The 23,938-nt window shown below is 61.8% G+C and carries 25 protein-coding genes; 21 read left to right on the forward strand and 4 right to left on the reverse strand.

The genetic code is table 11. The annotated features are described in order from the left end of the window. The 15 genes from ACIQCS_RS18350 to ACIQCS_RS18420 all read left to right on the forward strand — a co-directional run bounded on the left by ACIQCS_RS18350 (window position 1) and on the right by ACIQCS_RS18420 (window position 17,274). Window positions 1-1,341, forward strand: coding sequence for a TrbI/VirB10 family protein (locus tag ACIQCS_RS18350; RefSeq protein ID WP_062787937.1), 1,341 nt, complete (start codon window positions 1-3; stop codon window positions 1,339-1,341). Beyond that, complete coding sequence (locus tag ACIQCS_RS18355) at window positions 1,328-2,206, forward strand: DsbC family protein (protein ID WP_237364600.1); 879 nt, start codon at window positions 1,328-1,330, stop codon at window positions 2,204-2,206. The genes ACIQCS_RS18350 and ACIQCS_RS18355 overlap by 14 nt, the downstream gene beginning before the upstream one ends. Further along, on the forward strand, window positions 2,203-3,204 hold the full coding sequence (locus ACIQCS_RS18360) for a TraV family lipoprotein (protein ID WP_245652755.1): 1,002 nt from the start codon (window positions 2,203-2,205) through the stop codon (window positions 3,202-3,204). Before ACIQCS_RS18355 ends, ACIQCS_RS18360 begins: the two co-directional genes overlap by 4 nt. 1 nt (window position 3,205) lies before the next feature. Continuing rightward, window positions 3,206-5,797, forward strand: a complete 2,592-nt coding sequence (traC, locus tag ACIQCS_RS18365) for a type IV secretion system protein TraC (RefSeq protein WP_062787932.1) — start codon at window positions 3,206-3,208, stop codon at window positions 5,795-5,797. 5 nt (window positions 5,798-5,802) lie between these two features. Beyond that, a complete protein-coding gene (locus tag ACIQCS_RS18370; RefSeq protein ID WP_062787930.1) occupies window positions 5,803-6,162 on the forward strand; it encodes a hypothetical protein in 360 nt (119 codons plus the stop codon). After that, window positions 6,155-6,832, forward strand: a complete 678-nt coding sequence (locus ACIQCS_RS18375) for a type-F conjugative transfer system protein TrbI (RefSeq protein WP_280280041.1) — start codon at window positions 6,155-6,157, stop codon at window positions 6,830-6,832. Before ACIQCS_RS18370 ends, ACIQCS_RS18375 begins: the two co-directional genes overlap by 8 nt. Further along, complete coding sequence (locus ACIQCS_RS18380; protein ID WP_062787926.1) at window positions 6,813-7,349, forward strand: S26 family signal peptidase; 537 nt, start codon at window positions 6,813-6,815, stop codon at window positions 7,347-7,349. Before ACIQCS_RS18375 ends, ACIQCS_RS18380 begins: the two co-directional genes overlap by 20 nt. Beyond that, entirely contained in the window at window positions 7,346-8,002 is a 657-nt protein-coding gene (traW, locus tag ACIQCS_RS18385; RefSeq protein ID WP_280280042.1) for a type-F conjugative transfer system protein TraW, read from the forward strand. The genes ACIQCS_RS18380 and traW overlap by 4 nt, the downstream gene beginning before the upstream one ends. Further along, window positions 8,002-8,271 carry a hypothetical protein gene (locus tag ACIQCS_RS18390; protein WP_062787922.1) on the forward strand — a complete coding sequence of 90 codons (270 nt, stop codon included), beginning with the start codon at window positions 8,002-8,004 and terminating at the stop codon, window positions 8,269-8,271. The genes traW and ACIQCS_RS18390 overlap by 1 nt, the downstream gene beginning before the upstream one ends. Then, window positions 8,268-9,287 (forward strand): conjugal transfer pilus assembly protein TraU, encoded by a 1,020-nt coding sequence (traU, locus tag ACIQCS_RS18395; protein WP_062787920.1) that lies wholly within the window; start codon window positions 8,268-8,270, stop codon window positions 9,285-9,287. Before ACIQCS_RS18390 ends, traU begins: the two co-directional genes overlap by 4 nt. A gap of 10 nt (window positions 9,288-9,297) precedes the next feature. Continuing rightward, complete coding sequence (gene trbC, locus ACIQCS_RS18400; protein ID WP_280280043.1) at window positions 9,298-10,041, forward strand: type-F conjugative transfer system pilin assembly protein TrbC; 744 nt, start codon at window positions 9,298-9,300, stop codon at window positions 10,039-10,041. Continuing rightward, on the forward strand, window positions 10,038-11,873 hold the full coding sequence (locus tag ACIQCS_RS18405; RefSeq protein WP_062787917.1) for a conjugal transfer protein TraN: 1,836 nt from the start codon (window positions 10,038-10,040) through the stop codon (window positions 11,871-11,873). The genes trbC and ACIQCS_RS18405 overlap by 4 nt, the downstream gene beginning before the upstream one ends. A gap of 287 nt (window positions 11,874-12,160) precedes the next feature. Continuing rightward, window positions 12,161-12,991 (forward strand): conjugal transfer protein TraF, encoded by an 831-nt coding sequence (locus ACIQCS_RS18410; RefSeq protein ID WP_280280044.1) that lies wholly within the window; start codon window positions 12,161-12,163, stop codon window positions 12,989-12,991. 53 nt (window positions 12,992-13,044) lie between these two features. Continuing rightward, the gene (locus tag ACIQCS_RS18415) at window positions 13,045-14,445 is read left to right on the forward strand and encodes a conjugal transfer protein TraH (protein WP_401531486.1); all 1,401 of its coding nucleotides are present in this window, start codon (window positions 13,045-13,047) and stop codon (window positions 14,443-14,445) included. Window positions 14,446-14,463: 18 nt separating this feature from the next. Beyond that, on the forward strand, window positions 14,464-17,274 hold the full coding sequence (locus tag ACIQCS_RS18420; RefSeq protein WP_280280046.1) for a conjugal transfer protein TraG N-terminal domain-containing protein: 2,811 nt from the start codon (window positions 14,464-14,466) through the stop codon (window positions 17,272-17,274). A gap of 1 nt (window position 17,275) precedes the next feature. Here the strand turns inward: ACIQCS_RS18420 and ACIQCS_RS18425 are convergent, their stop codons facing one another. Then, entirely contained in the window at window positions 17,276-17,485 is a 210-nt protein-coding gene (locus ACIQCS_RS18425) for a hypothetical protein (RefSeq protein WP_062787913.1), read from the reverse strand. Window positions 17,486-17,645: 160 nt separating this feature from the next. On the opposite strand from ACIQCS_RS18425, the gene ACIQCS_RS18430 reads away from it, so the two are divergent. The 6 genes from ACIQCS_RS18430 (at window position 17,646) to ACIQCS_RS18455 (ending at window position 21,561) form a co-directional block, all read left to right on the forward strand. Then, window positions 17,646-17,969 carry a type II toxin-antitoxin system MqsR family toxin gene (locus tag ACIQCS_RS18430; protein ID WP_062787912.1) on the forward strand — a complete coding sequence of 108 codons (324 nt, stop codon included), beginning with the start codon at window positions 17,646-17,648 and terminating at the stop codon, window positions 17,967-17,969. After that, window positions 17,962-18,363, forward strand: a complete 402-nt coding sequence (locus ACIQCS_RS18435) for a type II TA system antitoxin MqsA family protein (protein WP_062787910.1) — start codon at window positions 17,962-17,964, stop codon at window positions 18,361-18,363. The genes ACIQCS_RS18430 and ACIQCS_RS18435 overlap by 8 nt, the downstream gene beginning before the upstream one ends. A gap of 200 nt (window positions 18,364-18,563) precedes the next feature. Beyond that, on the forward strand, window positions 18,564-19,337 hold the full coding sequence (locus ACIQCS_RS18440) for a type IV toxin-antitoxin system AbiEi family antitoxin (protein WP_062787909.1): 774 nt from the start codon (window positions 18,564-18,566) through the stop codon (window positions 19,335-19,337). Continuing rightward, a complete protein-coding gene (locus tag ACIQCS_RS18445) occupies window positions 19,327-20,253 on the forward strand; it encodes a nucleotidyl transferase AbiEii/AbiGii toxin family protein (RefSeq protein WP_062787908.1) in 927 nt (308 codons plus the stop codon). The genes ACIQCS_RS18440 and ACIQCS_RS18445 overlap by 11 nt, the downstream gene beginning before the upstream one ends. 132 nt (window positions 20,254-20,385) lie before the next feature. Further along, on the forward strand, window positions 20,386-20,967 hold the full coding sequence (locus ACIQCS_RS18450) for a hypothetical protein (protein WP_062787906.1): 582 nt from the start codon (window positions 20,386-20,388) through the stop codon (window positions 20,965-20,967). Window positions 20,968-20,997: 30 nt separating this feature from the next. Next, window positions 20,998-21,561: an RES family NAD+ phosphorylase gene (locus tag ACIQCS_RS18455; protein WP_245652749.1), complete on the forward strand. Its 564-nt coding sequence runs from the start codon at window positions 20,998-21,000 to the stop codon at window positions 21,559-21,561. A 27-nt stretch (window positions 21,562-21,588) separates the two neighbouring features. Here ACIQCS_RS18455 and tnpA read toward each other — a convergent pair whose 3' ends face one another. The 3 genes from tnpA to ACIQCS_RS18470 form a co-directional block, all read right to left on the reverse strand. Next, on the reverse strand, window positions 21,589-22,041 hold the full coding sequence (gene tnpA, locus ACIQCS_RS18460; RefSeq protein WP_401531466.1) for an IS200/IS605 family transposase: 453 nt from the start codon (window positions 22,039-22,041) through the stop codon (window positions 21,589-21,591). Between the two features lie 134 nt (window positions 22,042-22,175). Then, a complete protein-coding gene (locus tag ACIQCS_RS18465; RefSeq protein ID WP_245652742.1) occupies window positions 22,176-22,859 on the reverse strand; it encodes a Fic family protein in 684 nt (227 codons plus the stop codon). After that, a complete protein-coding gene (locus ACIQCS_RS18470; protein WP_280280047.1) occupies window positions 22,856-23,857 on the reverse strand; it encodes a site-specific integrase in 1,002 nt (333 codons plus the stop codon). Before ACIQCS_RS18470 ends, ACIQCS_RS18465 begins: the two co-directional genes overlap by 4 nt. Window positions 23,858-23,938 lie beyond the last annotated feature (81 nt).

A 23,938-nucleotide genomic window follows, 5' to 3' on the forward strand; every position in this document is an offset into this window, starting at 1 on the left:
ATGGCCTGGACCGATTTCCTCAAGCGCAAGCGCGAGCCCCTCGATGGTGGTGATGAGAATCCGGAGGGGGTTTCGCCGATCGCGGCCGATCTCTCTGCGAACGAAAGCGTGCGGAAGAAACAGCGGATGCTTCTCGCCGGCGTAGCCGGGGTCGGGCTCGTTGCATCATCCTTCTGGATCTTCGGGGACGACGACAAATCGAACAGCGCCGACAGCGACGAGACGGCCAAGGTCCAGGTGTCAACCAAGGACATGGTCAACAAGAACCTCAACCAGCAGGAGTGGATGGCGCTCTCTGAGAACCAGATGCAATCGGTCGAGAACCAGCTGAAATCAGTCAACGGCCAGCAGCAGCGTATGGATCAGCTCTCGCAGCAGATCGAGCTGTTGAAGGGCGAAAACCAAGCTATGCGCGCGGATGGCTCCCGCGTTCTTTCTGCCTACCAGCAAGAGAATGAAGCGCTGCGTCGGGAAGTTGCCGCCGCTCGCACTGCGCCGCCTCCCGCGCCCGGGCCCAGCGCGATGTACGGACCAGGCGGAACGCAGGCCTATCAACGTCCGGATAGCCCAGGCGCCCCTGGTGCCGGTCGCGCGATGCCGATGGCGGCCAGCGCGGAGGTAAAGTTGGTGAGCTTCCAGACGGCCGACACAGGCAATGCGACCCGTGTGGCAAAGGGAACGACGACGTTCAGCGACAGCATCAACTATTTGCCGCCGAACAGCTTCGCGAGCGCCAAGGTGATCGTTGGGGTCGATGCAAGCGCGGGGGTGAACAGCCAGACCGATCCGCTGCCGGTGGTGCTGCGCGTCACTGGCCCGGCGCGCTCAGTCTATCAGAACGGTCGGCTCCTCACGACGAAGATCGAAGGCTGTCTCGTCAACGGCGCCGCGCGCGGCGAACTTTCGAGCGAGAAGGTCTACGTCAAGCTGCAAAAAATGACCTGCCCCCAGCCTGGTGGGCGCTACGCGGTCTCGGAGGTGAAAGGCTTCATCGCGTTCGGAGGCAAGACCGGCGTGCGCGGCCGGGTAGTGAGCCGCGAAGGATCACTGGCGATGCAAGCCTTCCTGGCCGGTCTGGTCAGTGGCGGCGGCAATGCGCTCAACACTGCCTTCAATCAGCCGCTCGCAAGTATCAGCACCGACGGAGAAGGGGGCCTCAATCGCACGCCGAACTTCGGCAGCGTGGGTTTGCGCGCGCTCGGCGGCGGCGCCGCTGAGTCCGGCAAGGACGTCTCGAAATATCTGATCGAGCGCGCTGAGCAATATCAACCCGTCATCGAGATGCCGACCGGCATCGACGTGGAAATTGTCTTCTTGGAGGGTGTCTATGTCCGCAACTGATCGTTTGCGAAAGCTCCGCGCGCTCGCGCGTCCAGCCCCAGTCGTGGCGGCGATAGGCGCACTCTGCATCGCCGGAATTGCCCTTGCAGCTGACGTGGCCGGCAAGGACGAAGCCAAGGTCAGCCTTCTCCTCAAAACGAGGCTTCCCAAGACCCCGCTTACGAAGGTTGACTGCGAGAAGATCGACGGCCTGTGCGAGGTAACGGCCGGCGCAAATCTCTTCTACGTCAATCATGGTGCGCGATATCTGATCATCGGCCGTGTCTACGATATGGAGACGCGCCAGGACCTGACAGCGGCCCGGCTGCTGGAAATCAACCCGGATATGCTTGTGGGAGGGGCCGCCAAGGCGAACGCCGTGGCCGCCGAAGGGGGAGAAGCCGACGGGGCGACGACGCCTGTCGGTAAACCAGGGAAAGTGACCGCGCCGGTGCGGCCGGTTGTTCTGAACCTGTCGGGTCTTCCGTCTGATGGCGCGATCGTCTGGGGCAATCGCACCGCGAAGCAAAGCGTCACGATCTTCACCGATTTTCGCTGCGGCTATTGCAGGGCGCTGACGAACGTGTTGCGCGGCATGGATGTGAAGGTCGTCGAGCGGCCGATCTCCGTTCTTGGCAGCCGGGATATCGCGGATCGTGTCTATTGCTCGAAGAATCAGGAGCAGGCGCTGCACGCCGCCTATGCCGGTGAGCCGTTCAAGGGGCCGACGGCGTGTGACACCAAGGGACTCGACGCCAATGAACGGTTCGCACGCGAGCATGGACTCAACGCGACGCCGATCATCGTTCGAGGCGATGGTGCCGTGCTTGAGGGGTATCGGCCAAAGGAATTCCTCGAAGCCTGGCTGCGGGGAGGCCAGTCGTGAAGGCGGTGCGGCTCGATCGGGCACCGTTGCTTCGCGGCTCGACAGCACTAGCGGCGCTCAGCCTTCTAGGAGGATGTGCGACCTTCGGCAGCAATGTGAAGGGGAGCTTCTCGTGCGCCGCGCCGGACGGTATCTGCGCACCGTCAGCTTCGATCGACGACCGGGCGCTGGCCATGATCGCGGAGCAGGGTGCAGTTGGCGACCCCTCGCCAGCGAGCGGGCCGCCCCGCCGCCTCTCGTCAAAGCCGTCCCGCACAGCGTCGTCCAGTCACGTAATTCCGGTCTCGCCACTCGATGCTCGCCGCACGCAAGAGCGCGTGCTGCGCATCATTTTCCAACCCTATATCGATGAGCGTGGTCGGCTCCATGAGGCGAGCGCGATCCATGCGGTGGTCCAGAGCGGAGAGTGGCAGCAGCAGGTGCTGGCCGACGCGACATCGATCCCGGATCGCAACGCCATCGCGGCTGGCCCGCAACCGGAATCGCTCGCCGATGCCGTAGATCGCGCAGACCTCGCGACGATCGAGGCCGGGGGCATGGATCCCAATCTTCCCGATCCTGCGGTCGTCGCCGCGGCGCGCGCTCGGCGCATCGACCCGGTCAAAGCGATCCAGAACGACGTTGCGGCCCGCCTAGCCCCCAAGGCGGGCCGCACACCAACGCCCATCCCAAGGGAGATCGGCAAGAGGCAAGCGGAGACCCGAAGTGTCGATGGAGCGGCGCAAGCGATCCCAGCCTCTAAGCTGAAAGTCGACGGTTCGTCGACGCCGCCTGTATCCGACGCCGCCGCCGTACCTGTATCCGCTCCGAAGACGACGGTCGGCGCTGAAGCGCTGTCCCGGATCAAGGCCTCTCCGGCATTCCACGAACGGGCTGCCCAAGCGGAGAGCGACGCGCGAGCTGCCGGTCAAACCGGCGGCGTTCCTGCAACGAACGTCAAGGCGCAGCCGACAATCGGCGCGGCGGGTTTCCCTGCCGTGGTGCCGGAGGATAAATGAAATGGCACGCGGCTTTCTGGATGAGCTGTTGTCGGGCATCTTCGGAGACACCAAGCGGCCCGACGTGCAGCGTCCGGACCTCTCAATCCCGATGCTGGCGCACTGGCTGCCTTATCGCAGCTATGATCCCAAGACGGGAATCTTCTATAACAGCGCGTCACGGGGTTTCGTCATCGAAGCCGCGCCACTCGTGGGAGCCGACGAGCGCACCGGCGAGATCCTGTCGCAATTTATGTCCGAAGGCGTCCCGGCGCCTGGATGTCTTCAAATCCATCAATGGATGTCGCCGCGCATAGGAGAGCGCCTGTCCAAGTGGTATGTCCCGCGCTACTCGGCGCGCGGCGTCTATGAACGGATGGCAAAGCATCGGGTCGATTTTCTCACGGATGGCGTCTGGGAATCGCTCTCGGCCGATGCACCCTTCTGCCTGCGCAATCACCGCGTCGCGATCTCCTATTCAACCCCGGAATCATCCTCCATAACGGTCGAACAGATCGTCTCGCTGATGGACGGGCTGATTTCCGCGCTCCAGTCGGTGAACGTCGCGGCGCGCAGGATGGATCCCGTAGCCCTTATCGGGTGGATCGACGACATTACTTCTCCAACGACAGCGGCCGGCGAGGACGCCGTCAGCTACAACCCCCTCGATCCCATCGCCGATCAGGCAATCCGCCGAGACATCGAACTGCATATCGAGCCGGACCGGATGCTGCTGCGGACCGAGCGCTTTCGGCCGACGGGCAAGACGTTGAAGGGCGCGCCGGAGATCGGTGAGATTTATCCGGACGTGTTCGACGTGCGCTCCTTCTCGGTGCGCAATCTCCCGAGCCGTTGGGCGCCGTGGGATGTGACGCGGCTGATCGGCGACATGTTCACCGACAAGCTGCGCATGCCCTGTCCGGTCGCGACCAATCTTTGCATCGAGTTTCCCGACCAGCAGGCCTCAACCAACAAGGCCAGCTACAAGTTCATGCGCACCACCAGCCTGGCCGATTCCAAGTCGTCGCGATTTCTGCCTCAACTCCGCGAACAGTCGCAGGAATGGCGCTACGTCAACGAGGAAATTCGACAAGGCCGCAAGCTCGTGCGCGTATTCTTCAGCGCCACGTCATTCTCGCCCAAAGGGCAGGGCGACAGCAACGAGCGCGTCCTGAAATCGATCTACCGAGCCGCAGGCTGGGACCTGCTCGATGATCGATATCTCCAAGTCATGGGTCTGCTTTGCGCGATGCCGATGACGATGGCGAATGGTCTGTCGAAAGATCTTGAACGCATGAAGCGGATGCGCACCCTGCTCACGACGACGGCCGCCAATCTTGCGCCGCTGCAGGGCGAGTATCTCGGCGGAACCATACCGCATTTGCTACTCATCGGCCGCCGCGGCCAGCCCTTCTTCTGGAGCCCATTCGAAAACAGCGCGGGCAACCACAACGTCGCGGTGTTCGGCAAGTCGGGATCCGGCAAGTCGGTGGCGTTGCAGGAGCTTTGCGGCTCATTGTGCGGCGCCGGGGCGCGCGTGGTAGTGATCGACGACGGACGGTCGTTCGAGCATTCGGCGAAGTTGCAAGGCGGCGCTTTTGTCGAGTTCACCATGAGCTCGGGCTTCTGCCTGAATCCGTTTTCAATGATCGACGAAACGCAGGCTGTCGAAGACGAGGATTATCTTCTCGACTGCATGGCGATGCTGAAAGCGATCATCAACCAGATGTCGCGGCATATAAATCTACTCGACGATACGGAACGTGGCCTGATCGACGGAGCGGTGAATCAGGTCTGGGAAGCGCACGGAAGCCGTGGCTCGATCGATCTGGTAATCGAGGCGCTCGAGGCGACAGGGAACGGGCTCGCGGTCAATCTCGCGATCGCGATGCGACCCTTCTCATCCGGCGGAACTTATGGCCGCTTTTTCCAGGGAGAGGTTTCGTTCGAGCTTAAATCTCAGCTCACCGTCTTCGAATTATCCGACCTGTCCGCGCGTGAGGAACTGCGCAGCGTTGTCCTCACGGCGATCATGTTCATGTCGCAGCAGATGATGCGCAAGCTCGATCGCTCGATTCCAAAGGCGCTGCTTCTCGATGAAGCGTGGCAAATGCTCCGTGGGGGTGCGATGGCCGATTTCATCGAGACCTATGCGCGCACATGCCGGAAATATGGCGCCTCCCTCGTCACGGCGACGCAGTCGCTGAACGACTACTACAAATCGGCCGGTTCGATAGCCGCGCTCGAAAACTCCGACTGGTTCGTGATCCTTCAGCAGAAACCGGAGACAATCGCGGACTTCAAGAAGCACGATCGTTTCGAAATGGACGATTATACGGACGCCCTGCTTCGTTCACTGAAGCGTAACGGCTTCGAATATTCCGACATCATGATCAAAGGGCCTGATACCTTGGCTGTTGGCCGTCTGGTGCTGGATCCTTATTCGGCGACCCTCTTCTCTTCGAGCCCCAAAACCTTCGCCGCGATCGACGCGCTCATCGCGGAAGGTTTGAGCATCGATGAGGCGATCGAGCGGATCGCCTTCCCCGACAATCCTGAAAAATGGGTGAGCAGCCTCGTCCCGGCGGACGAGGCTGCCATCGCGGCGGAGTAGCGACGATGGCAGCACGCCCGGACAGCGGAACACATCGACGGATCGTTGGCTTCACCCGGCGCGAATGGCAGAGCACGCTCTATTTCCTGCTGCATGGTCTCGGGTTCCTGGCTTCCACGTTGCTGATCACCTGGGGGCTGTTCTGCCTCTTCTTCCTCGCGATCGGCGGCTTCTCGTTCGATGGCTTCGTCCACCAGCTGAACAATTTCACGACGCGCTACGTCGCCGCCGATCCGGCTCGGACCGGCGCTTTCCTTAACATGTTCGCGATTGCGCACATGATCCTGTCCACCGCCGTCATCGCCTTTCGCGCCGATCGCATCCTGCCTCCGCGCGATGAAGAGGGAGCCTCGCGTCATGGCTGAACAACCTCAACTCGACTTTCCCGTTCCACCCTCTGCGCCTGACGTTCGTGAAGCGAAGCGCAAGATCGGGTTCGGCGGGTTCACTCGCGGCCAGATCTTTCTCGGGCTGGTGCTGGTTGCGACCATCGTCTGGGGGATGTGGGTGACCCGCGCACTAACCCAGTCGAAACAGGAACATATCGTCTCAGCGCGACTTTCGTCGCTGGTGGGCGACTATGTCGAAGCCCAGCGCTACTCGGGTTCGCCGCCCGATCGCGTGCGGGCCGAGATGCAGGCGTTCATGTCATCGCTCGACACCGAGCTGCAGCGTCGTAGCCAAAGCGGTCAGATTGTCCTTGTTGGTGAAGCGGTGCTCACCAAGAACGTGCCGGATATCACCGATAGCCTGAAGAAGGCCGTCTTCGCTGCCGGAGTGCCCGAGCCCAAACGCCTTTCGGTCGAAGAGTTGCAGCGGATGCAGGAGCTGGCAGCAGCGCAGTCCGCAGTGGCAGCATCGCGAGCAGCACCACTGGCGACGCCGGGCGCCGCTGTCGATCCCATGGCTGGTGTAGCGGGCATCGGGCCGCTGGCACCGGTGGCGCCCAATGCACCGTCGCAGCGGGTTCCCGCGCAAGTGTCCGGCGCATCGGTCTCGACCTTCGGAGGTCCCGATGGCAACGGCGGCCAATGAAATCGAGCCCCTGCGCTGGCGGCCGCGGAAGCGTTTATGGGGGGCGCTGGCGGCAGCTGTAATCGGCACCGTCGTGTTTGGTGCGATCAGCGGATGGCGCGACGACCACGTCCTTCTCGTAAATGTAACGGACTCGCTGCCGAACTGGGCGTTTCTCATCCACCGCAAGCAGGTCCCGGCGCGGGGACAGTTCGTCTTCTTCGATCCGCCCCACACCAATCTCGTGCGCCGGCATTTCGGTGCCAAGCCGCAGATGTTCGGTAAAATCGTCTATGGCATGCCGGGCGACGTCGTCGCACACAACGGTTCGGTCGTGACGATCAACGGCAAACCCGTCGGTCGCATGAAGCCGCAGACCAGGGATGGCGAGCCGCTCACGGTAGGCGCCGTCGGCGCTATCCCTGCGGGTTGCTATTATGTCGGCTCGCCCCACCCCGATGGCTTCGACAGCCGGTACGCCGACATTGGCTTCGTCTGCGCGCGCCAGATCATTGGCATTGGGAAGGCTATCCTATGAAGCAGATTCTTGCTGGTGTGGCGGCGGCCGCCATCCTTATCACGGGGGTCGCTTTCGGCATTCCGGTCCGCACCGAGGCGCGTGACTATGGCCAGACCGGTCAGGCCTTTCCTGTGATCGAGCCGGACCTGCTGGCGACGATCGAGACCAGGCTGAAGCGCGCGGAAGCGAGCGGCGAGCTCGCGCGAACCAACGAGATGTTCGTCAAGCGTGCCGAAGCCAAGGTGCGGCGGCCGACGCCTGTCGGCGGGATCACACCAGCGCGCGAGGCGCGGGAATGGGATTTCGATCCCACCGTCCAGGTCGAACATGATGTTCGCGACCAGAAGGGCAACCTCATCGCGGCGGCCGGACACCGGATCAATCCACTCGATTTCGTTGCGATCCGACAGGACCTCGTATTCATCGACGGGGATGACGTCGCTCAGATTGCTTGGGCGACGGCCCGGTACACTGACCTCAACGCCAAGATCATTTTCGTGAGCGGATCGCCGATTGCAGCGATGACAAGCCGAAAACGGCGCTTCTACTTCGATCAGGAGGGCAAGCTCAGCGCGCGATTCAAGATCGAGCATACACCCGCCGTCGTTCACCAGACTGGCCGCGTCATGCGCGTTTCTGAGCACGTGTTGCGTAAAGGGAGGCCAGGCTGATGCCCTTATGGCTCGACCTTCTGCGCACACCTATGGCCGCGCCCGAAACCGCAACGCTCAAACGGATGCGCCTCGTCTGGCAGAGCCTCTGTTTCTCGACCGCGGCCGGTGCTGCATTTTTCGGCCCGATTCACCGCGCGGTCGGCCGCGGCGCATCAGGCGGGATGGCGATCCTCCTGTCTGTCTGCGTCCTTTGGACCGCGTTCTACTTCATCAGGAAGCATAGCGCGGACAGCGCCTACCTCGACACCTTGGGGAATAAGGAATGATGCGCTGGCTCCGCTCTATCGTGACCGCACTTGCGCTCGTTTTGGCCATCGGGGCTTTCGCGCCTCGAGCCGAGGCCGCGCCGACCTGCAATGGCAAGTTTGTCAACCCTATCACGGATGTCTGCTGGTCATGCCTTTTCCCGCTTTCCGTCGGCGCACTGAAGATCTGGCCGAGCAGTCGACCAGATCCTGGCAATCCGGCCTCGCCGATTTGCGCCTGCGCTGACCCGCTTCCACGCATCGGCATTTCGGTTGGCTTTTGGGAGCCCGCCCGGCTCGCAGATGTTACGATGAAGCCGTGGTGCTTTCCGAACCTTGGAGGCATCCGAATCGCTCCCGGGTTCGACATCGGCCAGGGATATCTGGCGGGTCCGTCGATGGTAGGCGGCCGATCCCAAAGCACGGCCAAGTGGCATGTCCATTGGTACGTCTATCCGCTGCTTTACTGGATGGAGATCCTGACCGACTTCGTCTGCTTCGAGCAAGCCTCGTTCGACATCGCATACATCACCGAAATCGATCCGCTCTGGCAGGACGACTCGCTTGCCGCGCTGATCAACCCTGAGGCGATCGTTTTCGCCAATCCGATCGCGCAAGCAGCCTGTGCGGGCGACTGCATCGCCGGCACCGTCAACCTTCCTCTCGACCCCCTCTTCTGGTGTGCAGGCTGCCAGGGATCGATGTACCCGCTGAATGGCAATATCCCATCCTCGATCGGGCATGTGCAGTCATCCCGGCTCGCGGTTTCACGGTTTGCCTACAAGATGCACCGCGAAGCGCTGGCCTGGGGCACGATGGGTTCGAAGGGGCTCTGCGGAAAGTACCTCATGCCGATCATGCGGAAGCAACAATATCGCTTCCAGATGGTCAACCCGATCCCCACGGTCAGTGGCCGCTTCGCCTGCTCGGCGATCGGCGCATCCACGATGCCGCCCGACGCTGGCCGCGCCTATCCCGCCGGCGGCGAGGACATGGGCTACCTCGTGTGGCGCAAGCGCAACTGCTGTGTGTTTTAGGAGATCCAAGATGCGCCTTCTTCCCTTGGGTATCTTGGCCCTTCTTGGAATGGCAGCAGTGTCAGCGCTGCTTGCCCAAAACATCGATGGAGTTGATGTCCAAGCGGTAAAGAAACGCTCGGCTGACCTCGCAGCCGAGGCGCAGGCCTTTGTCGATCAGATAAAGGATCGAGGGGATCGGTTCCGGGAAGAGGCCGCGACGACGCGCGACGGGGGAACCGAGAATATGCGCCGCGTCGCCGCACAACGTCTTCCGAAAGGTCCAGCGGGTCCGGTCGATTTTGATGAAATCGTGCAAGGGGCGGCCAGCAATACGCAAACCAATGGTGGGGAGGCACCGCAGTTCATCGCGTTCGCCAGCCTGTCGATGCCAGACGAAGCTTTGAAGCAACTCATCCGCGACACTGCCGCTGCTGGTGGCGTGGTCGTCTTTCGCGGCTTCCCGAACAATTCTGCCAAGGAGTTCGTGGCGCGACTGAGCAGGGTGGTCAATAAAGGGCAGTTCGCAAGCATTGGCGTCGATCCGCGGCTCTTCCGCGCCTTCCAGGTCCAGGCCGTCCCAACCTATGTGAGCGTTTCCTCGGACTTCGATCTCTGTGCGGGCTTTTCCTGCACGACGAAGGTTCCGCCATATGATCGCATGATCGGCAATGTGACGGTCGAATATGCCCTCAGTACCTTCGCCGAGGGCAACGGCCCCGGCGCACGAGTGGCTGCGGTGGCGCTGTCGAACATGAAGCGGACCAACCCGTGATTGCGCGGCGCCTTGTGAGCACGCTTTGCGTACTGCTCCTGGTCGCCGAGCCGGTGAGTGCGCAAACCATGACGGTAGAACAGGCTCGCGAAGAAGGCAAAGCGATGGCTCTGGAGAAGAGGAACGATTCCTCGATCGTGCCGTCGACCGATGCCCAGGCGAAAGCGGTTCCGGGCTATTCGGGAACGGACCAGCCTCAGAGCACCTATTTCGACGATCCCGATCGGCTTGTCTCCGACGCTCAGGCCATGAAATCGGGAAACGAAAGCTATCGCCTTTCGACCGATGCCGATCATATCCGGCCGACCTTCAGCAACGCAGACATTCTGGCGACCACTAATCGTGCGACAACCGTGGAGAATGACCCGACGACCTATCTCGACGACGTGGCGATCTCGAGCGGCTCGGGCGCCTGCACTCCCTTGCCTCCGCCGACAAGCGGCACGGGATATTATGAGGCGACCTGCAACCAGGGCACCAAGATCGAGGATCAGCCGCGATCCTGTGCGATTACCATGGTTCCCGAGACGACCACGACCGACGCTTACAAGTTCTTCGTCGTTCCGAATGGTGCCTATGGCACACCGTTTGCGCGCTACGATGCAATGGCCCCGCATCTCGCCGCGGGCACCTGCAAGCCCACAGGCATAGTAATGCAGGCGTGCGCCGCCCATGTCATCTACGGCGTTTCCACCAACAAGTTCTGCGACGATTATTATGCGACCGAATATGTCTGCTCGGAGAACCTGACAGATCTATCGCTGCTTCCGAGCCCCATCACCGGCCAAGGATGGCATGCCAAGACGACCGAGGCGAAGGTCACCGTCAAGCGCGTTGACGGCTGCACAGGGCTTGCAGGCGACACCATGTGCTCCGCCGATCCGGCTGGCGAGGTTTGCACGGAAGGGTTGGAGACCCGGATCATCGAGGGCGTGCCTGTGACGCAGCCTTGTTGGGCATGGAAGCGGGATTTCTCGTGCAAAGTCATGACGGCAGGAAACGACTGCGGCGATTTGGAGGCGAACTCGGCCTGCACCTATGTCCGGGACGATTGTCTGGACGATCCCCAGGACGGGCCGTGCAAAGTCACGGAGAAGGTCTATCGCTGCCCAACACCGGCAAGCAAAGTGCCGACCGACAAGCAATATATCTGCGGAGACGACGTCTACTGCGTCAATGGCGACTGCGAGCCGATCGTTCGCGAAGCCTCCACCGAATTTCGCGATGCGCTTGTCGGCCTGCATGCGCTTGATCAAGCGGGCAAGGAATTCGACGAGAATAACTTCCGCGTGTTCACGGGTACTCGCGAAACCTGCCACAAGCCGGTTTTCGGCCTGATCAATTGCTGCGCCGGCAAAGTGTCGGGTGCCGTCCCCGTGGCGGCAGGCGCCGCGGCGCTGGCTGGCGGGCCGGCGGCGATCGCCGCGTTCGCCACCCCATTTCTCGTCCTGTTCGCGTGCAGTCAGGACGAGATGAAACTCGACATCAAAGATCGGATGGGGCTTTGCCACAATCTCGGCACGTACTGCTCATCGAGTTTTCTCGGCATCTGCTCGACCAAGCGCACTGCCTATTGCTGTTTCGAAAGCAAGCTCTCGCGCATCCTGCAGGAGCAGGGCCGCCCCCAGCTCGGCAAGCCTTGGGGTAGCGCGAAAAAGGAACAGTGCCAGGGATTCACGGTCGACGAATTCGCCCGGCTCGATCTGTCGGTGATGGATTTCACGGACGTCTATTCGGACTTCATGGATGCCGCGAAGCTGCCCGACGAGGTGCAGACAATGTCGGACATCCAAGCAAAAATTCAGTCCTACTACGATCTCCACGGCAAATGACGTGGTCCCGATGAAGCCCGCGCTGAGAGAGGCCGCCGTGCGGCTCAACATCAGGAGAAAGTTCATGACACTGTCGCTTCTCGAGCTTCCGGTCATCGTGTCAGCGTTCGTCCTACAGCCCTCCAGCAGCACGCCTCCCACGCCGGTGCCGACACCGTGCGCTGGCCAGCACCGCACGACGGTGGCGGACTGCTGCGTCCACGTCTCGGGGTGGGATCGGCCTGCAGACCAGATCCTCCTCACATCCCTCCGCGCCAGCTCCAGCGATGACGAAAGGAAAGCGAGCCATGTTGATCTTCGGTAAGACGTTCATCCTGACCGCCGCGCTGTCAGCCGCGATCTGGGGGCCGCAGGTCCTCGCGCAGGAAGCACCGCCGCCACAGGGCGATACAATTGAACAGGATCGCTCCGACGACTTCTATTGTCGCGAACGGCGGCTCGGCCAATGGTTCTATTGCGCGAAGCCCAAGCCAGCGGAGGAGACCGGGTCGACGGCGCAGGTCCGGGAGGAGAGCGCGGTCGATCGCATCGCGGCCATCGCCAAGCAACTGGATGAGCTGAAGGCGAAAGCGATCCTGGATCCGACCGAAACCAACGTGATCAACTATGTGCGCTTCCAGCGCGAGCAGCTCGATCGCGCGTCGACCTTCTCCGACACCTGGCAGCGCGCGCTCTGGCAGAACCCGGACCTCGACTACACGCTGCAGCGGCCCGTCTCGACCGTGGGCAAACGGCTCTGGCTGGACAACCGCCAGGCGGACCGGGATGCGGTCCTCACGAACCTCGGCCAGCGCTACGGTCTCTTCTATTTCTATGCTCAGAGCTGCGGTGCCTGCGAGGTTTTCGCGCCGATCCTGCGATCGGTCACCGACAGCCACCGCATGACGGTGATGGCCGTCTCGATGGATGGCGGGCCAAACCGCGAGTTCCCGAACTACGTCGTCGATTCCGGCCAGCGCGCACGGATGGGGATTCCAGGCAACGAGACGCCAGCGCTGGTCCTCTTCGACACCCAGACCAAGCGGACGATCCCGGTCGGTTACGGCGTGCTGAGCGCTGATGAGATCATGGATCGCATCTTCATGCTGACCAACACCAAGGTGGGGAGCGATTACTGATGGCGCGCGGGCAAAAGGGCGCGCTGCGCCGTAGGCTGGGCACCGGTCTCGCGCTGGTCGCCGCTTCGCATTTCGCATTGGTCGGCGTCGCGCGCGCCGATGTCGCCTCGCAGATGAACGGCTTTTTCAACGACGCTGGCGGCGCCGCGAATGTCACCGGGCCGACGGCGTTCCAAGGCCAGTCGGCCGGCTATTACTCGCTGGGCAATGTCTGGACGCGCTTTCCACAGAAGAGCGTTTCGCCTTTCAACCTTCAGCTGCCGAGCGCGCGAGCGGGATGCGGCGGCATCGACCTTTTCGCTGGCAGCTTCTCCTTCATCAATGCCTCGGAGATCGTGGCCATGCTGAAGGCGACCGCGAATAACGCTCTGGGTTTCGCGTTCAAGCTCGCGATCGATTCCGTTTCGCCGGAGATCGGCAAGGTGATGGACGAGTTCAGCCAGAAGGCACAGCTTCTCAACCAGATGAATATCTCGAGTTGCGAGACCGCGCAGGCGCTCGTAGGCGGGATCTGGCCACAGATGGAGACCACACGCTCCACGATTTGCGAGGCCGTCGGCAACAGCCAAGGTGTGTTTTCGGACTGGGCTGCGTCCCGGCAAGGTTGCAACAACGGGAACCGGCGCGACAGCACGATCGCGGGCAATACCGACGCCAATATGAAGGACCAGCTCGTCGGGGAGCCGCACAATTACACCTGGGAAGCCCTGAAGAAGTCGGCCAAATTCGGAGCATTCGACCAATCGTTCTCCGAATATATCATGACGCTGGTCGGGACCGTCGTGACGACGCCGTCGACCGATCCGAGCGTGGGCGGGAAAGTCGTCATGTTCGGACCGGCGGAGGAGGCGGTGGTAACGGCCTTGCTTGACGGCACAGCCGATGCGCCGGCCGTGAAGATGCTCAAGTGCAACGACACCGACTGCTACGATGTCGGTGAGCAGACCCTGACGGTGCCGGCATCGTCGGCGTTGCGGCCGCGGATCGCGGGAATGATCCGCTCGATGAGCAGCAAGATTCGCACGGACACCGCCCTCGATGCGTCGGAGAAGCAGCTCCTGAACCTCGCCACGGTTCCGCTCTACAAGATTCTCTCCGTTCAGGCTTATGCGCATTACGCCCTCACCGATGGCGAGATCGAGACCCTGTCCGAAATCGTTGCGGTCGACCTGCTGGCGGCGATGCTCGACAATATGCTCGATCGGGTCGAGCAGGCGCAGACGCATTATCAGACATTCGACCAGGCGACCGCGACTCAGTGGAAGCAGCAGATCGCGGCCACACGGCAGAAATTTGCGCAGCGCGATGTAAAGCTCTCTAACAAGCTGCAGGTGACGATGCAGATCATCGACCGCAGCATCATGCTCGAGTCCACACTTCAAAACTCAATGACGCCGGGCATGTCATCCGCGCTGAACTTCTCACGTGGCCTGAACGCACAGGGCCTGATGTAGGGCGGGGGAGCCGGGACGATGCTCGAAGTCTTCACGGTCGGGGGCGGGGAGTATCTCGTCAACACTTTCAACGCGGTCGCCGCTTGGTCGGGCGGCGGCGGGTACCGATCACTTCTGCGGGTCGTGATGGTGATGGGCCTCATCTACTCGCTGCTCGTGGTCGCCTTCACCATGAACTTTCGCGTGTGGATGAACTGGTTTCTCCAATCAACGGCCATCTACCTCTGCCTCATGGTGCCTACGATCGATGTGAAGGTCACCGATCGGATCAATCCATCGCTCGCGCCGGCTACAGTCGCCAACGTCCCGTTGGGGCTCGGTGTCCTGGCGAGCTTCACGACGCAGATCGGAGACTGGCTGACGCGAACGGCAGAGACTGTCTTCGTAATGCCAAGCGAGCTCAACTACTCGACGAACGGCATGGTCTACGGAGCGCGGCTTTTCGACGCGACCCGCAATTTCATCATTCGCGATGCCGAGTTTTCAACGAACCTTGAGGAGCACTTCAAGAAGTGCCTTTTCGGCGATGTGATGCTCTACCAAAAGTCGCTGACGCTCCTCGCGCAATCGAAAGACCTATGGGCCGACATCGGGCCCGGATCGGAGGCGCGCTCGCAGCAATGGCTGGAGCGTCAGGGGGACGGGACCGTCACCAGCGCGATCGTCACGTGCCGGCAGGCCTATGGGATGCTCGATGCACAGTGGGCACCGATGATCGAGGCGAACACTCCGATCTGGGGGAAACAACTCTATCCGAAGCTGAGCAACTCGCTGGCTGCCGACAAGCTCAAACATGATCTGCCGATCGCGAACGCCGCGTTCACCGGCTCGGGCAGCAGTTATAGCGATTCCATGCGGCAGAACACGGCGATCAATGCGTTCATGCAGGCGCGAAATAGCATGGCGGGAGGAACGGGCGCGGCGACGATCGATACCTTCGCACAGACCCGTGCCGACATCCAAGCCCGCAATACCTACAATTCGATCGCGCAGCAGGCGATGGCGTGGGTGCCGATCCTCAACATCGTGCTGACCGTCGTATTTTTTGCGATGTTCCCGGTGATCTTCCCGCTTTTTCTGATGCCACAAACGGGGCTGGCGTCGCTCAAGGGCTATGCGATGGGGTTCTTCTACCTGGCTGCCTGGGGGCCGCTTTACGTCATCCTCCATATGATCTGCATGACGCGGGCCGAGGCAGCCTCCGCTGGTGTCGCCGCCGGCGGGGTGACGCTCGGCACCTACGCCGGAATTGGCGCGGTGAATGGGGAGACGGCGACGATTGCCGGCTTCATGCTGATGAGCATCCCGTTCCTCGCCGCGGGCCTCGCGCGCGGTGCGATGTCGATCGCCGGCCAGGCGACCTCGATGCTCGCGCCGGCGCAGAATGCGGCCGAAGCCGCAGCCCTCGAGCAGACCACTGGCAACTACTCCTACGGCAATGTGAGCTGGGCGAACGCGACATCGAATATGCGCCAAAGCGACCAGTGGTCGACGGCGCCGAGCTTCATGGGCGGTGCCACCAGCGTCGGGTGGCGACAGGACAACGGCGCGGTCGTGTCGGGTTTCGGCAACGGCCAGGAGGTGTTCGATACGAGCGGCGCGATTTCGCGATTGGGCTTTACACCCACGATGAGCACGGGTTCGGTGGCAGAATGGCGCGAGATGGCGAACGAGGCGCACCGCCAGGCGCAGGCCTATGAGAATGCCGCAGCCGACATCCTGACGGCGACCCACGCGAACCGCAGTGCCTTCGGTACCTCCACCGAACGCTCGTCGGGCTGGGAGTCGAGCAGCGGGCGTCAGGCGAATAGTTCTGTGGAGGCGTTCGACAGGCGGACCGCAAGCAGTTCACAGGGCCTGGAGGAACGCGATACGATCTCTCAGGGCCAGCGCATTACACAAGGGCATGACCGCCAAGCACAGACCAACGACCAGATATCGGGGACTATTTCGGCTGGAACGGGTGGTCGGCAAGCGGGACGTGGGGCTGGTGATCGCGGAGGAGTGCTAGGTCGACTACCCTCCATCGGAGGAAGCGTTTCCAAAACAGGCAGCCAACTCGACGGCTTGCGTTATGGGACGGACGAGACTCGTGGCAGTGACAGCGCCAACACATCGTCGAGTGGGGTGCGGGACGAACATGCCAGCGGCAGCGGCGCGACGATGTCCGATGGGACTTACTCACGCAGCGGCAGCTTCAGCCGGGCTTCTGCGACATCGTCCGCGTCGTCGAGCACGGAGGATTCACTCGCGCGAGCGAAGTCCTATTCGGAAACGGCCCGCCGGCTCGAGGAGCTTTCCCAACAGCTCTCGCGCGATGCAAGCTATGCGGAAACGCATGGCATGCAGCTCAGCGAAAATCTGAGCCAGGATCTTGCGCAATGGTATCGGCACCAGCAGGTCGAGAACCCGGGTCTTGAAGCGCCTGAGCTTTGGGCAACCGATCTGACCGACCAGCAGCGTCTCGTGCGCCAGGAAATGATCACGCGCTGGATGCACGACAAACAGGATGGCATTCGAGCCGAGATTGCGGGCCGCCTGCACGACCCGGACCTCGTTGACGTGAGCCGGCCGAGCGTCTCGAGCGCAGCAGACGTCAAGACATCTTACCGTCCACACGGACCCGGGCGATTGGCCAGCGGCCCTGCCGGTGCTGGCGATGTGGCCGCCGCCGCAATCATCGAGGCCGGCAAGGGCGAGTTGAATAACGATCGAGCAGCGGCTCAGACGATGCGAGGGCAGCGCGTGCTGGGTGCCGTCGATCTGGAGCAGGAAGTGAACCGCGATCATGATCGCGGCTTCTTCCAAGACCCCAAGCTTCGCGAATAGGTCAGATCAGGTAGAAAATAGCTCCGACAAAGCTGACCATCAGAGCATAGGCCAAGGCATAGCCGATCATTCCGCCACGCGTCGGATTGCCCTCCTGGTCGGTGATCATCTCGATTTCCGGGATTTCTTCCTCGACGACAGCAAGTGTCGGACCGCCAGGAAGGTCCTTAGTCAGATTGTAGGTGTTGAGGTCGAATTTGGCGAAACGCATCGGCTTTCTCCGCGCCTCCACCATAGTGCGTTCGAGGTTTGTTCGCAACTGCTTACGTTATACGGCTCAGCTGCGTTAGCGCGCGAAATGCCCACGCTAGAGGAGCGATTTCGCGAACTGGACCAGTCTTGATGAATTAACCTTCAAGGTGTATATCGGGATGGCGATCAAGCGGAAGCCGCATCATAATCTGGCTGCGGTCCAGGCGAAGTTCGCGCAGGTTGGGACCTTGGAGATCACGCGCACCGCCGTCCAGGGCGCCCGCGCTTTGGGCTATTCGCTGGGAGACATCGTTGAGGTGGTGCAAGCACTTGAAGCCGGCGACTTCATTAAGTCGGAGACAGCGCACAATCCGCCCAACTCGAAGGTATGGCACGACACCTACAACATGCCGTGGGACCAGCGGTGGCTGTATCTGAAATTCGCAGGCGAAACGTTGGTCGACGTCGCGCTCACATCGTTCAAAGAGGTCGGCAATGACTGAGACGCGCATCCATCCCGAGACCGGCACGCTCCTGCGACGCAGCGTGCGTCCGCAGACTGTGAAGTTCGGCTCGATGACGCGCACCGTCGAGGTACCCGGTTGGTATCCCGACGATGACGGCGACGCGATTCATTCCGGGGCCGATCTCGCCGAATCCGATCGCGTGTTTCGGGAGCTGAAGAAGGCCTATGCGGCTCATGTCCGCGAAGTCCGCAAGCGCTTGAAGCTGACACAGGAAGAAGCCGGATATCTGATCGGCGGTGGTCGCCGGGCCTTCCAGAAATATGAAAGCGGGGCCATGTCGCCGAGCGATGCGGCTGTGGGCCTGATCGAGCTTCTCCATCGGCATCCCGAGGAGGTCGAGTTTCTGAAGTCCATTCGGTCAGCAGCATAGAGCATGAACCAAAGTATGTATCTTACGGGGTTCGGCCCCGTTCATCGTTCTCGCAAGACGGGATGCGCCGGGCTATGCCGCAGGAATATGTCGGGTCCGCCTTTAACATTGAATTATAGGCGATAGCTATACCGTTGGCATATTAGCATGGAAAATTCCGAGGCATTGATCGACCTTGGAATTTATGCGATAGATATGCCATGAAGGTAGGTCGAACTGATAAATTGAGGTCGTTGCTCGATGCGTGGGAGCCACACACGGTGGCGACCAGCCCGCATCTCAAGGCGCTCGGTCTGACAGCACAGGACCTGCAGAACTATAGATCCTCGCAGTGGCTCGTCTCGTTGGGTCGTGGCGCATTCAAGCGCCCGATGGAAACAGTGACCTGGCAGGGAGCGCTTTACAGCGTTCAGTCCCAGCTGAAGCTGCCGGTCCACGTGGGCGCGCTCACGGCGATCGAGATGACGGGAAATAGCCACTATGTGCGCTTCGGAGAGAGCAGGGCCTACCTCTTCTCGCCGCTGCACGTGGTTCTGCCGGCATGGTTTCAGAAACATTGGGGGGGGGAGGTCCGTCATATGCAAACCAAGCTCCTGCCGAACGATATCGGGCTCACCGAGCACCGAACCCCGGAAGGCTATCCATTGACAGCCGCTACGCCCGAGCGGGCGATACTGGAGCTGCTGCATCTCGCGCCAAAGGAATTCGATCTCGTCGAGGCCTGCCAGATCGTGGAGGGCATGACGTCGCTTCGCCCCAAGCTCATGCAGTCCCTGCTCGAGGCCTGCACATCGGTGAAGGTCCGGCGGCTGTTCCTCTACCTTGCGGAACGGGCGGACCTCCCGGTCATGCGGCACGTGAAGGTGGAGCAGATAGATCTGGGCTCCGGCGATCGCAGCCTTGCGAAAATGGGGCGGTACGTCCCGAAATACAGACTGCTCCTCCCCAGGGAGCTTGTGTCGAGTGGCAACTGACCAATATCGTGACCAGGTTCGCCTGCTGTTGGACGTCCTGCCTTTGGTCATGGCGGAGCCGGCCTTCGCATTGAAAGGCGGCACGGCGATCAACCTGTTCGAGTGGGATCTCCCGCGGCTCTCGGTCGATATCGATCTAACCTACCTTCCCCTCCAAGACCGGGCGGCCTCTCTGCAGGCGATCGGCGAGGCGCTTGCCCGGATCAAGGTAGAAATCGAACGCCGCCTCCCGCCAACCCGCGTGACCCAGACACGCCAGGGCCAGGAAGGTATGGAGGTCAAGCTCAACTGTCAGCGCGGCAAGACCCAGATCAAGGTCGAGGTGAATCCCACCCTGCGCGGCCATCTCCTTCCTCTCCGCGATCTTCCCTGCTCCGACCGTGTGCAGGAGAGATTTGAGGCTTTCGTCGAAGCGCGCTGTCTCTCGCACGGCGAGCTCTTTGGCGGCAAGATTTGTGCCGCGCTGGACCGGCAACATCCGCGCGATCTGTTCGACGTGAAGCGTCTGCTGGACGTAGAGGGCGTCGTCGATGAGGTTCGTCACGGTTTCGTCGCGGCGCTTGTAAGCCACGGGCGCCCGATCGCTGAACTGATCAGCCCGAGCCGAAAGGACCAGAGCGGAACGTTCAAGGCCCAATTCGAAGGCATGCCCTTCGAGCCGTTCACCTATGAGGATCATGTTCATACGTTCGGTCGCCTCGTGGCGGCGATCCATAGGTCCCTCGGCGCTGATGATCGGAGGTTCTTAGAGAGTTTTGAGGCCGGAGACCCGGAGTGGGACGCCTTCCCATTGCCAGCGCTTCGCGAGCTGCCCGCTCCTCAATTCAAGTTGGTAAACATCCGCAAATTTCGAAAGGCACAGCCGGAACGGCACGCAGCGGGTCTCATCGCGCTGGAAGCAGCTTTCGAGAAATAGCACGCGGTAATGCGCATCGCAGGAGAGCGCCCGATTGCTTCGTGGGTCCGGGCTGAGAGATTCGAATTCATCCACGAGTTGAAATCGTGTTGGTTTCGGAGTATATGAAACTGACTCAACAGGAATGATCGAATGGTTCGCCCAGCAAATATCGGTTTCGTTGATGCGGATCGCGTCCTCCACGACCGGATTGTGGCGAGCACCGACCGCATCATCAAGATGATGCCGGCGGCGGCAAAGGCGGCGGCGATAAGCAGCGTCGACGTGCCGAGCCTTGTCTTCCATCTCGCGCTTGGCATCCCGGCGGTCGAAACGGATAATCCGGAAGCCGCGGAAAGAATTACGAACGCCATCGCCTTCAAACGGCGGCTGATCGATGCTGCAGGCGGAGCTCTGACCGCGGAGAAGGTTCGCACGTTGCTTGGGCACAAGACGATCCAGGCCGTCTACAAGGCGGTCAAGGATCGCCGACTGCTGATGGTCGAAGACAACGGGACGAAGCTCTTCCCGGTCTTTCAGTTTGATGGGAATGCAATTCTTCCCGGCGTTGCGAAGGTCCTTAGCGCCGCGCCGGAAACGACGGGCTGGGCCGTCCTGCAGTTCCTCGTCAGCGGCGATGAAGGTCTTGATGGAGTGAGCCCGATCGCGTTGCTGAAGGGCAGCGATGCGGAAGTTGAGCGCCTAGTGCGTTTCGCCCGTACGCTCGAAGATTGACGCAATATGGGAGCGAAAGGCGGGATACCCGTGGCGACGATCGCGACGGGGCGAGTGCTTCATCGCGTGCACGCCGCGACGGTCGCGGCCAAATGGTATGGCCGCAAGGACGCGACCTGGCGTTGGGACGATCCGGACGGCAAATTCGGTGTGCTGTATTTGGGCAAGACGCTCGTCGGCCCCTTTGCCGAGACCTTGCTGAGGAGGCCGACGGACCGGGATGTCCTTTGGGATCAGGTCGCCAGGAGACGCGCTGCAAGATTCTCCGCAACGCGACCGATCCGGCTGGCGAAGGTCCACGGACCGGGTCTCGGCTGGTTCAGAACGACCACCGCCGGAGTCTCGGCCGACTTCGATCCGGTAGACAATCCTGGCGCGTATGCGGTGCCCCAGCGGATCTCAGCGGAAATCTACAGCACCACCAGCCTCGATGGTATCCAGTACCGATCGCGGTTCGACAGCGATGAGCTTTGCATCGCGCTGTTCGATCGGGCTGACGCTGCAATCTCCTTGGACACGGAGGGTGTCGTCATCGCCAAGGACTGGACCCGGACCGTGCTCGGCGATCGCGGCTATACGCTGATCGAACTCTGAATCACTGACCGGCTGACGCCGGTAGGATCAAGCGGTGGGGCTGAAGCCGTCCTTGTGGGTATGTCGGTCGAGGTAACGCATGATGATGTCATCGGTGATGTTGCCGGATGTGGTCGAGAAGTAGCCGCGCTGCCAGAAGCGTTGGCCCCAATATCGTTTGCGGATGTGCTCGAATTTCTGTTGGATCTTGCGGGATGAGCGCCCCTTGGCCCGGCGCACGAAGTCGCTGACCGAGACGTGCGGCGGGATTTCGACGAACATGTGTACGTGGTCCTTCGACAGCGCGCCGTTGATGATCTTCACGCCCATCTCGGCACAGACCTGACGGATGATCTCGCGCACCCGTAGCCGAACATCGCCGATCAGCACCTTGTACCGATACTTCGGCGCCCAAACGAGATGGTAGCGATGATGGAATGTGGTGTGACAACCGGACCGATACGCCATAGCCTGTAACCTCGGGAAAAGCGGAAGCTTCACGCCTTCGGCGGCTTCCGCTTTTCCCGAGGTTACAGGCTAGCACGCGAGTCTGTGGCTGAAGCCAGTATCCGACTGAAGTCGGAGGGGTTCCTCCTTGCTAGAGGACTCTAAAACTTCGAAGCTGCCCGGGCCGCTTACGGCGCGATGCCGCTCGCAGGCCGGTCAAATGGTCCAGCCAACCAGGAGCTCAGATATTCGGCGACCATCGCGAGAAAATGCTCGCGCTGATCAGGCTTGGCGATCGTGAACCTCTCCAGCGGCCAAGCCAGAAGCCGGTCGAATGGGCGCGGATGGATAGCGAATCGCGAGGCGAGCGGAACTTCCAGCTCGGCCGCCGCCGCGGCGAAGAGGGCGCGCTGGATGTGGCCGTTGCCGTCGAGAAAGGGGTGGATCTTCCCAAACCAGCAGAAGAGGTGGGTCAAGGTCAGGAGCTGGACAAAAGGTGTGGCGGACCGAGCCGGGACCAGCTCGCGCCGAACCTCGGAAAGCATGAAATCGAGCGCGGCAGTGACCTTCTGAGGTTCCTCGAATGCGAAGCTCTTCTTGAGATCGAAAATTTGCGGGGCGCCCATGCGCCGTCCCTCGAGCGAGGTGCCGACCGTGCCCCGATAGGTGCCAGCATATTCGGGGTAACCGGACGGCGTGAACTCGGCAAACAAGGCTCGATGCAGGTCACGCGGGTCGGTCAGAATGGACATCCGATAGGTAGGGTCGGCGAGGATACGCTGCTGAAGCTCGGCGCAGGCCCGCGTCATTGCCGCATCATAGTCCGGCATGGCGTAGGCCTGCCATTCTGGCGCCACGCCGCTCGGCGTCATAAGAACTCCTCGCCGGCATGATCGTCGAAGATCGCCGCATCGCGGACATAGCCCGCGACTGTGTCGAGCGACTTGTGCCGCGAATGGTCCTTCATCTTGAACAGGTTCGCACGCTTGGCGGCCGCCTCGGTCAGGAACCCCGCGCGCAGCGAATGTCCGGAAAACAGGCCCGGGTCGAGCCCAGCCGCCGATGCGCAGGCTTTGACCAGCCTGGCCACGGTCTTGTCGGTGATCGGATCGACTGTGAGCGCGTCACCCCGTGTCAGCCGACGGAACACGGGGCCAGTCCGCGGCTTACTGGTCGAGGGATCCAGACCCTGCAGATCGGCAGCCTGAAGCCAGTCGGTGAGAAGTGCCACGGGCCGGATGTGGCGGCCCTCGGGGATCGCAATCTGCTGGCCTTCGGCCACCTGATCGCCTTTCGAACGCGGGATCGTGATCCGCACGCCGGAGGCCTTGAAGGCGAGATCGGGCAGGAGCATCGCGGCGATCTCCGAACGGCGAAACGCGCCCGCCATGCCGATCGCGAGGATCGCGCGGTCGCGCCTCGCGCGCAGGCCGGTGCCGGCGATCGTCGCGAGCATGGCGCTGAGCACGTCGGCGGCCGCCGGCGCCTTCTGGTCCTTCTTGCGCGCATATTTGCGGCGTACGCCCGCCATCATCTGGGCGATGACGCCGGCGGCGTCGCGCGCGCTCGGCGAGGCGAGACCTGCTTCCTTGTGATGGTGATTGATCGCAGCGACGCGGCGGCCGATCGTGACTGGCGCGATGCCGGCTTCGGCCTCGACATGCGCGAACAGCGCGACGATGTCGGGGTGTGCCGGCAGCGCTTCGACGTTGCGCGCGTCACAAAAATCGCAGAACCGCTCCCAGTCCGAGGCATAGGCCCTCTGGGTCGAACCCGCCTTCGAGGCGGCGAGCGTGTCGCGCGCGCCGTCAATCTCGGCGAGCAGGTCGGCGGGCAGGTTGGTCGAGATCGGAAGCAGGTCGCGCGCCATCGGGAGGAGCCTAGCCGAGCCCCCTCCCGATGCCAATTCTTATGTCCGAGAATCGCATTTATCGGACATAAAAGTCCGATG

The sequence above is a fragment of the Sphingomonas sp. NPDC092440 genome (assembly GCF_044754985.1).
Taxonomy (GTDB): Bacteria; Pseudomonadota; Alphaproteobacteria; order Sphingomonadales; family Sphingomonadaceae; genus Sphingomonas.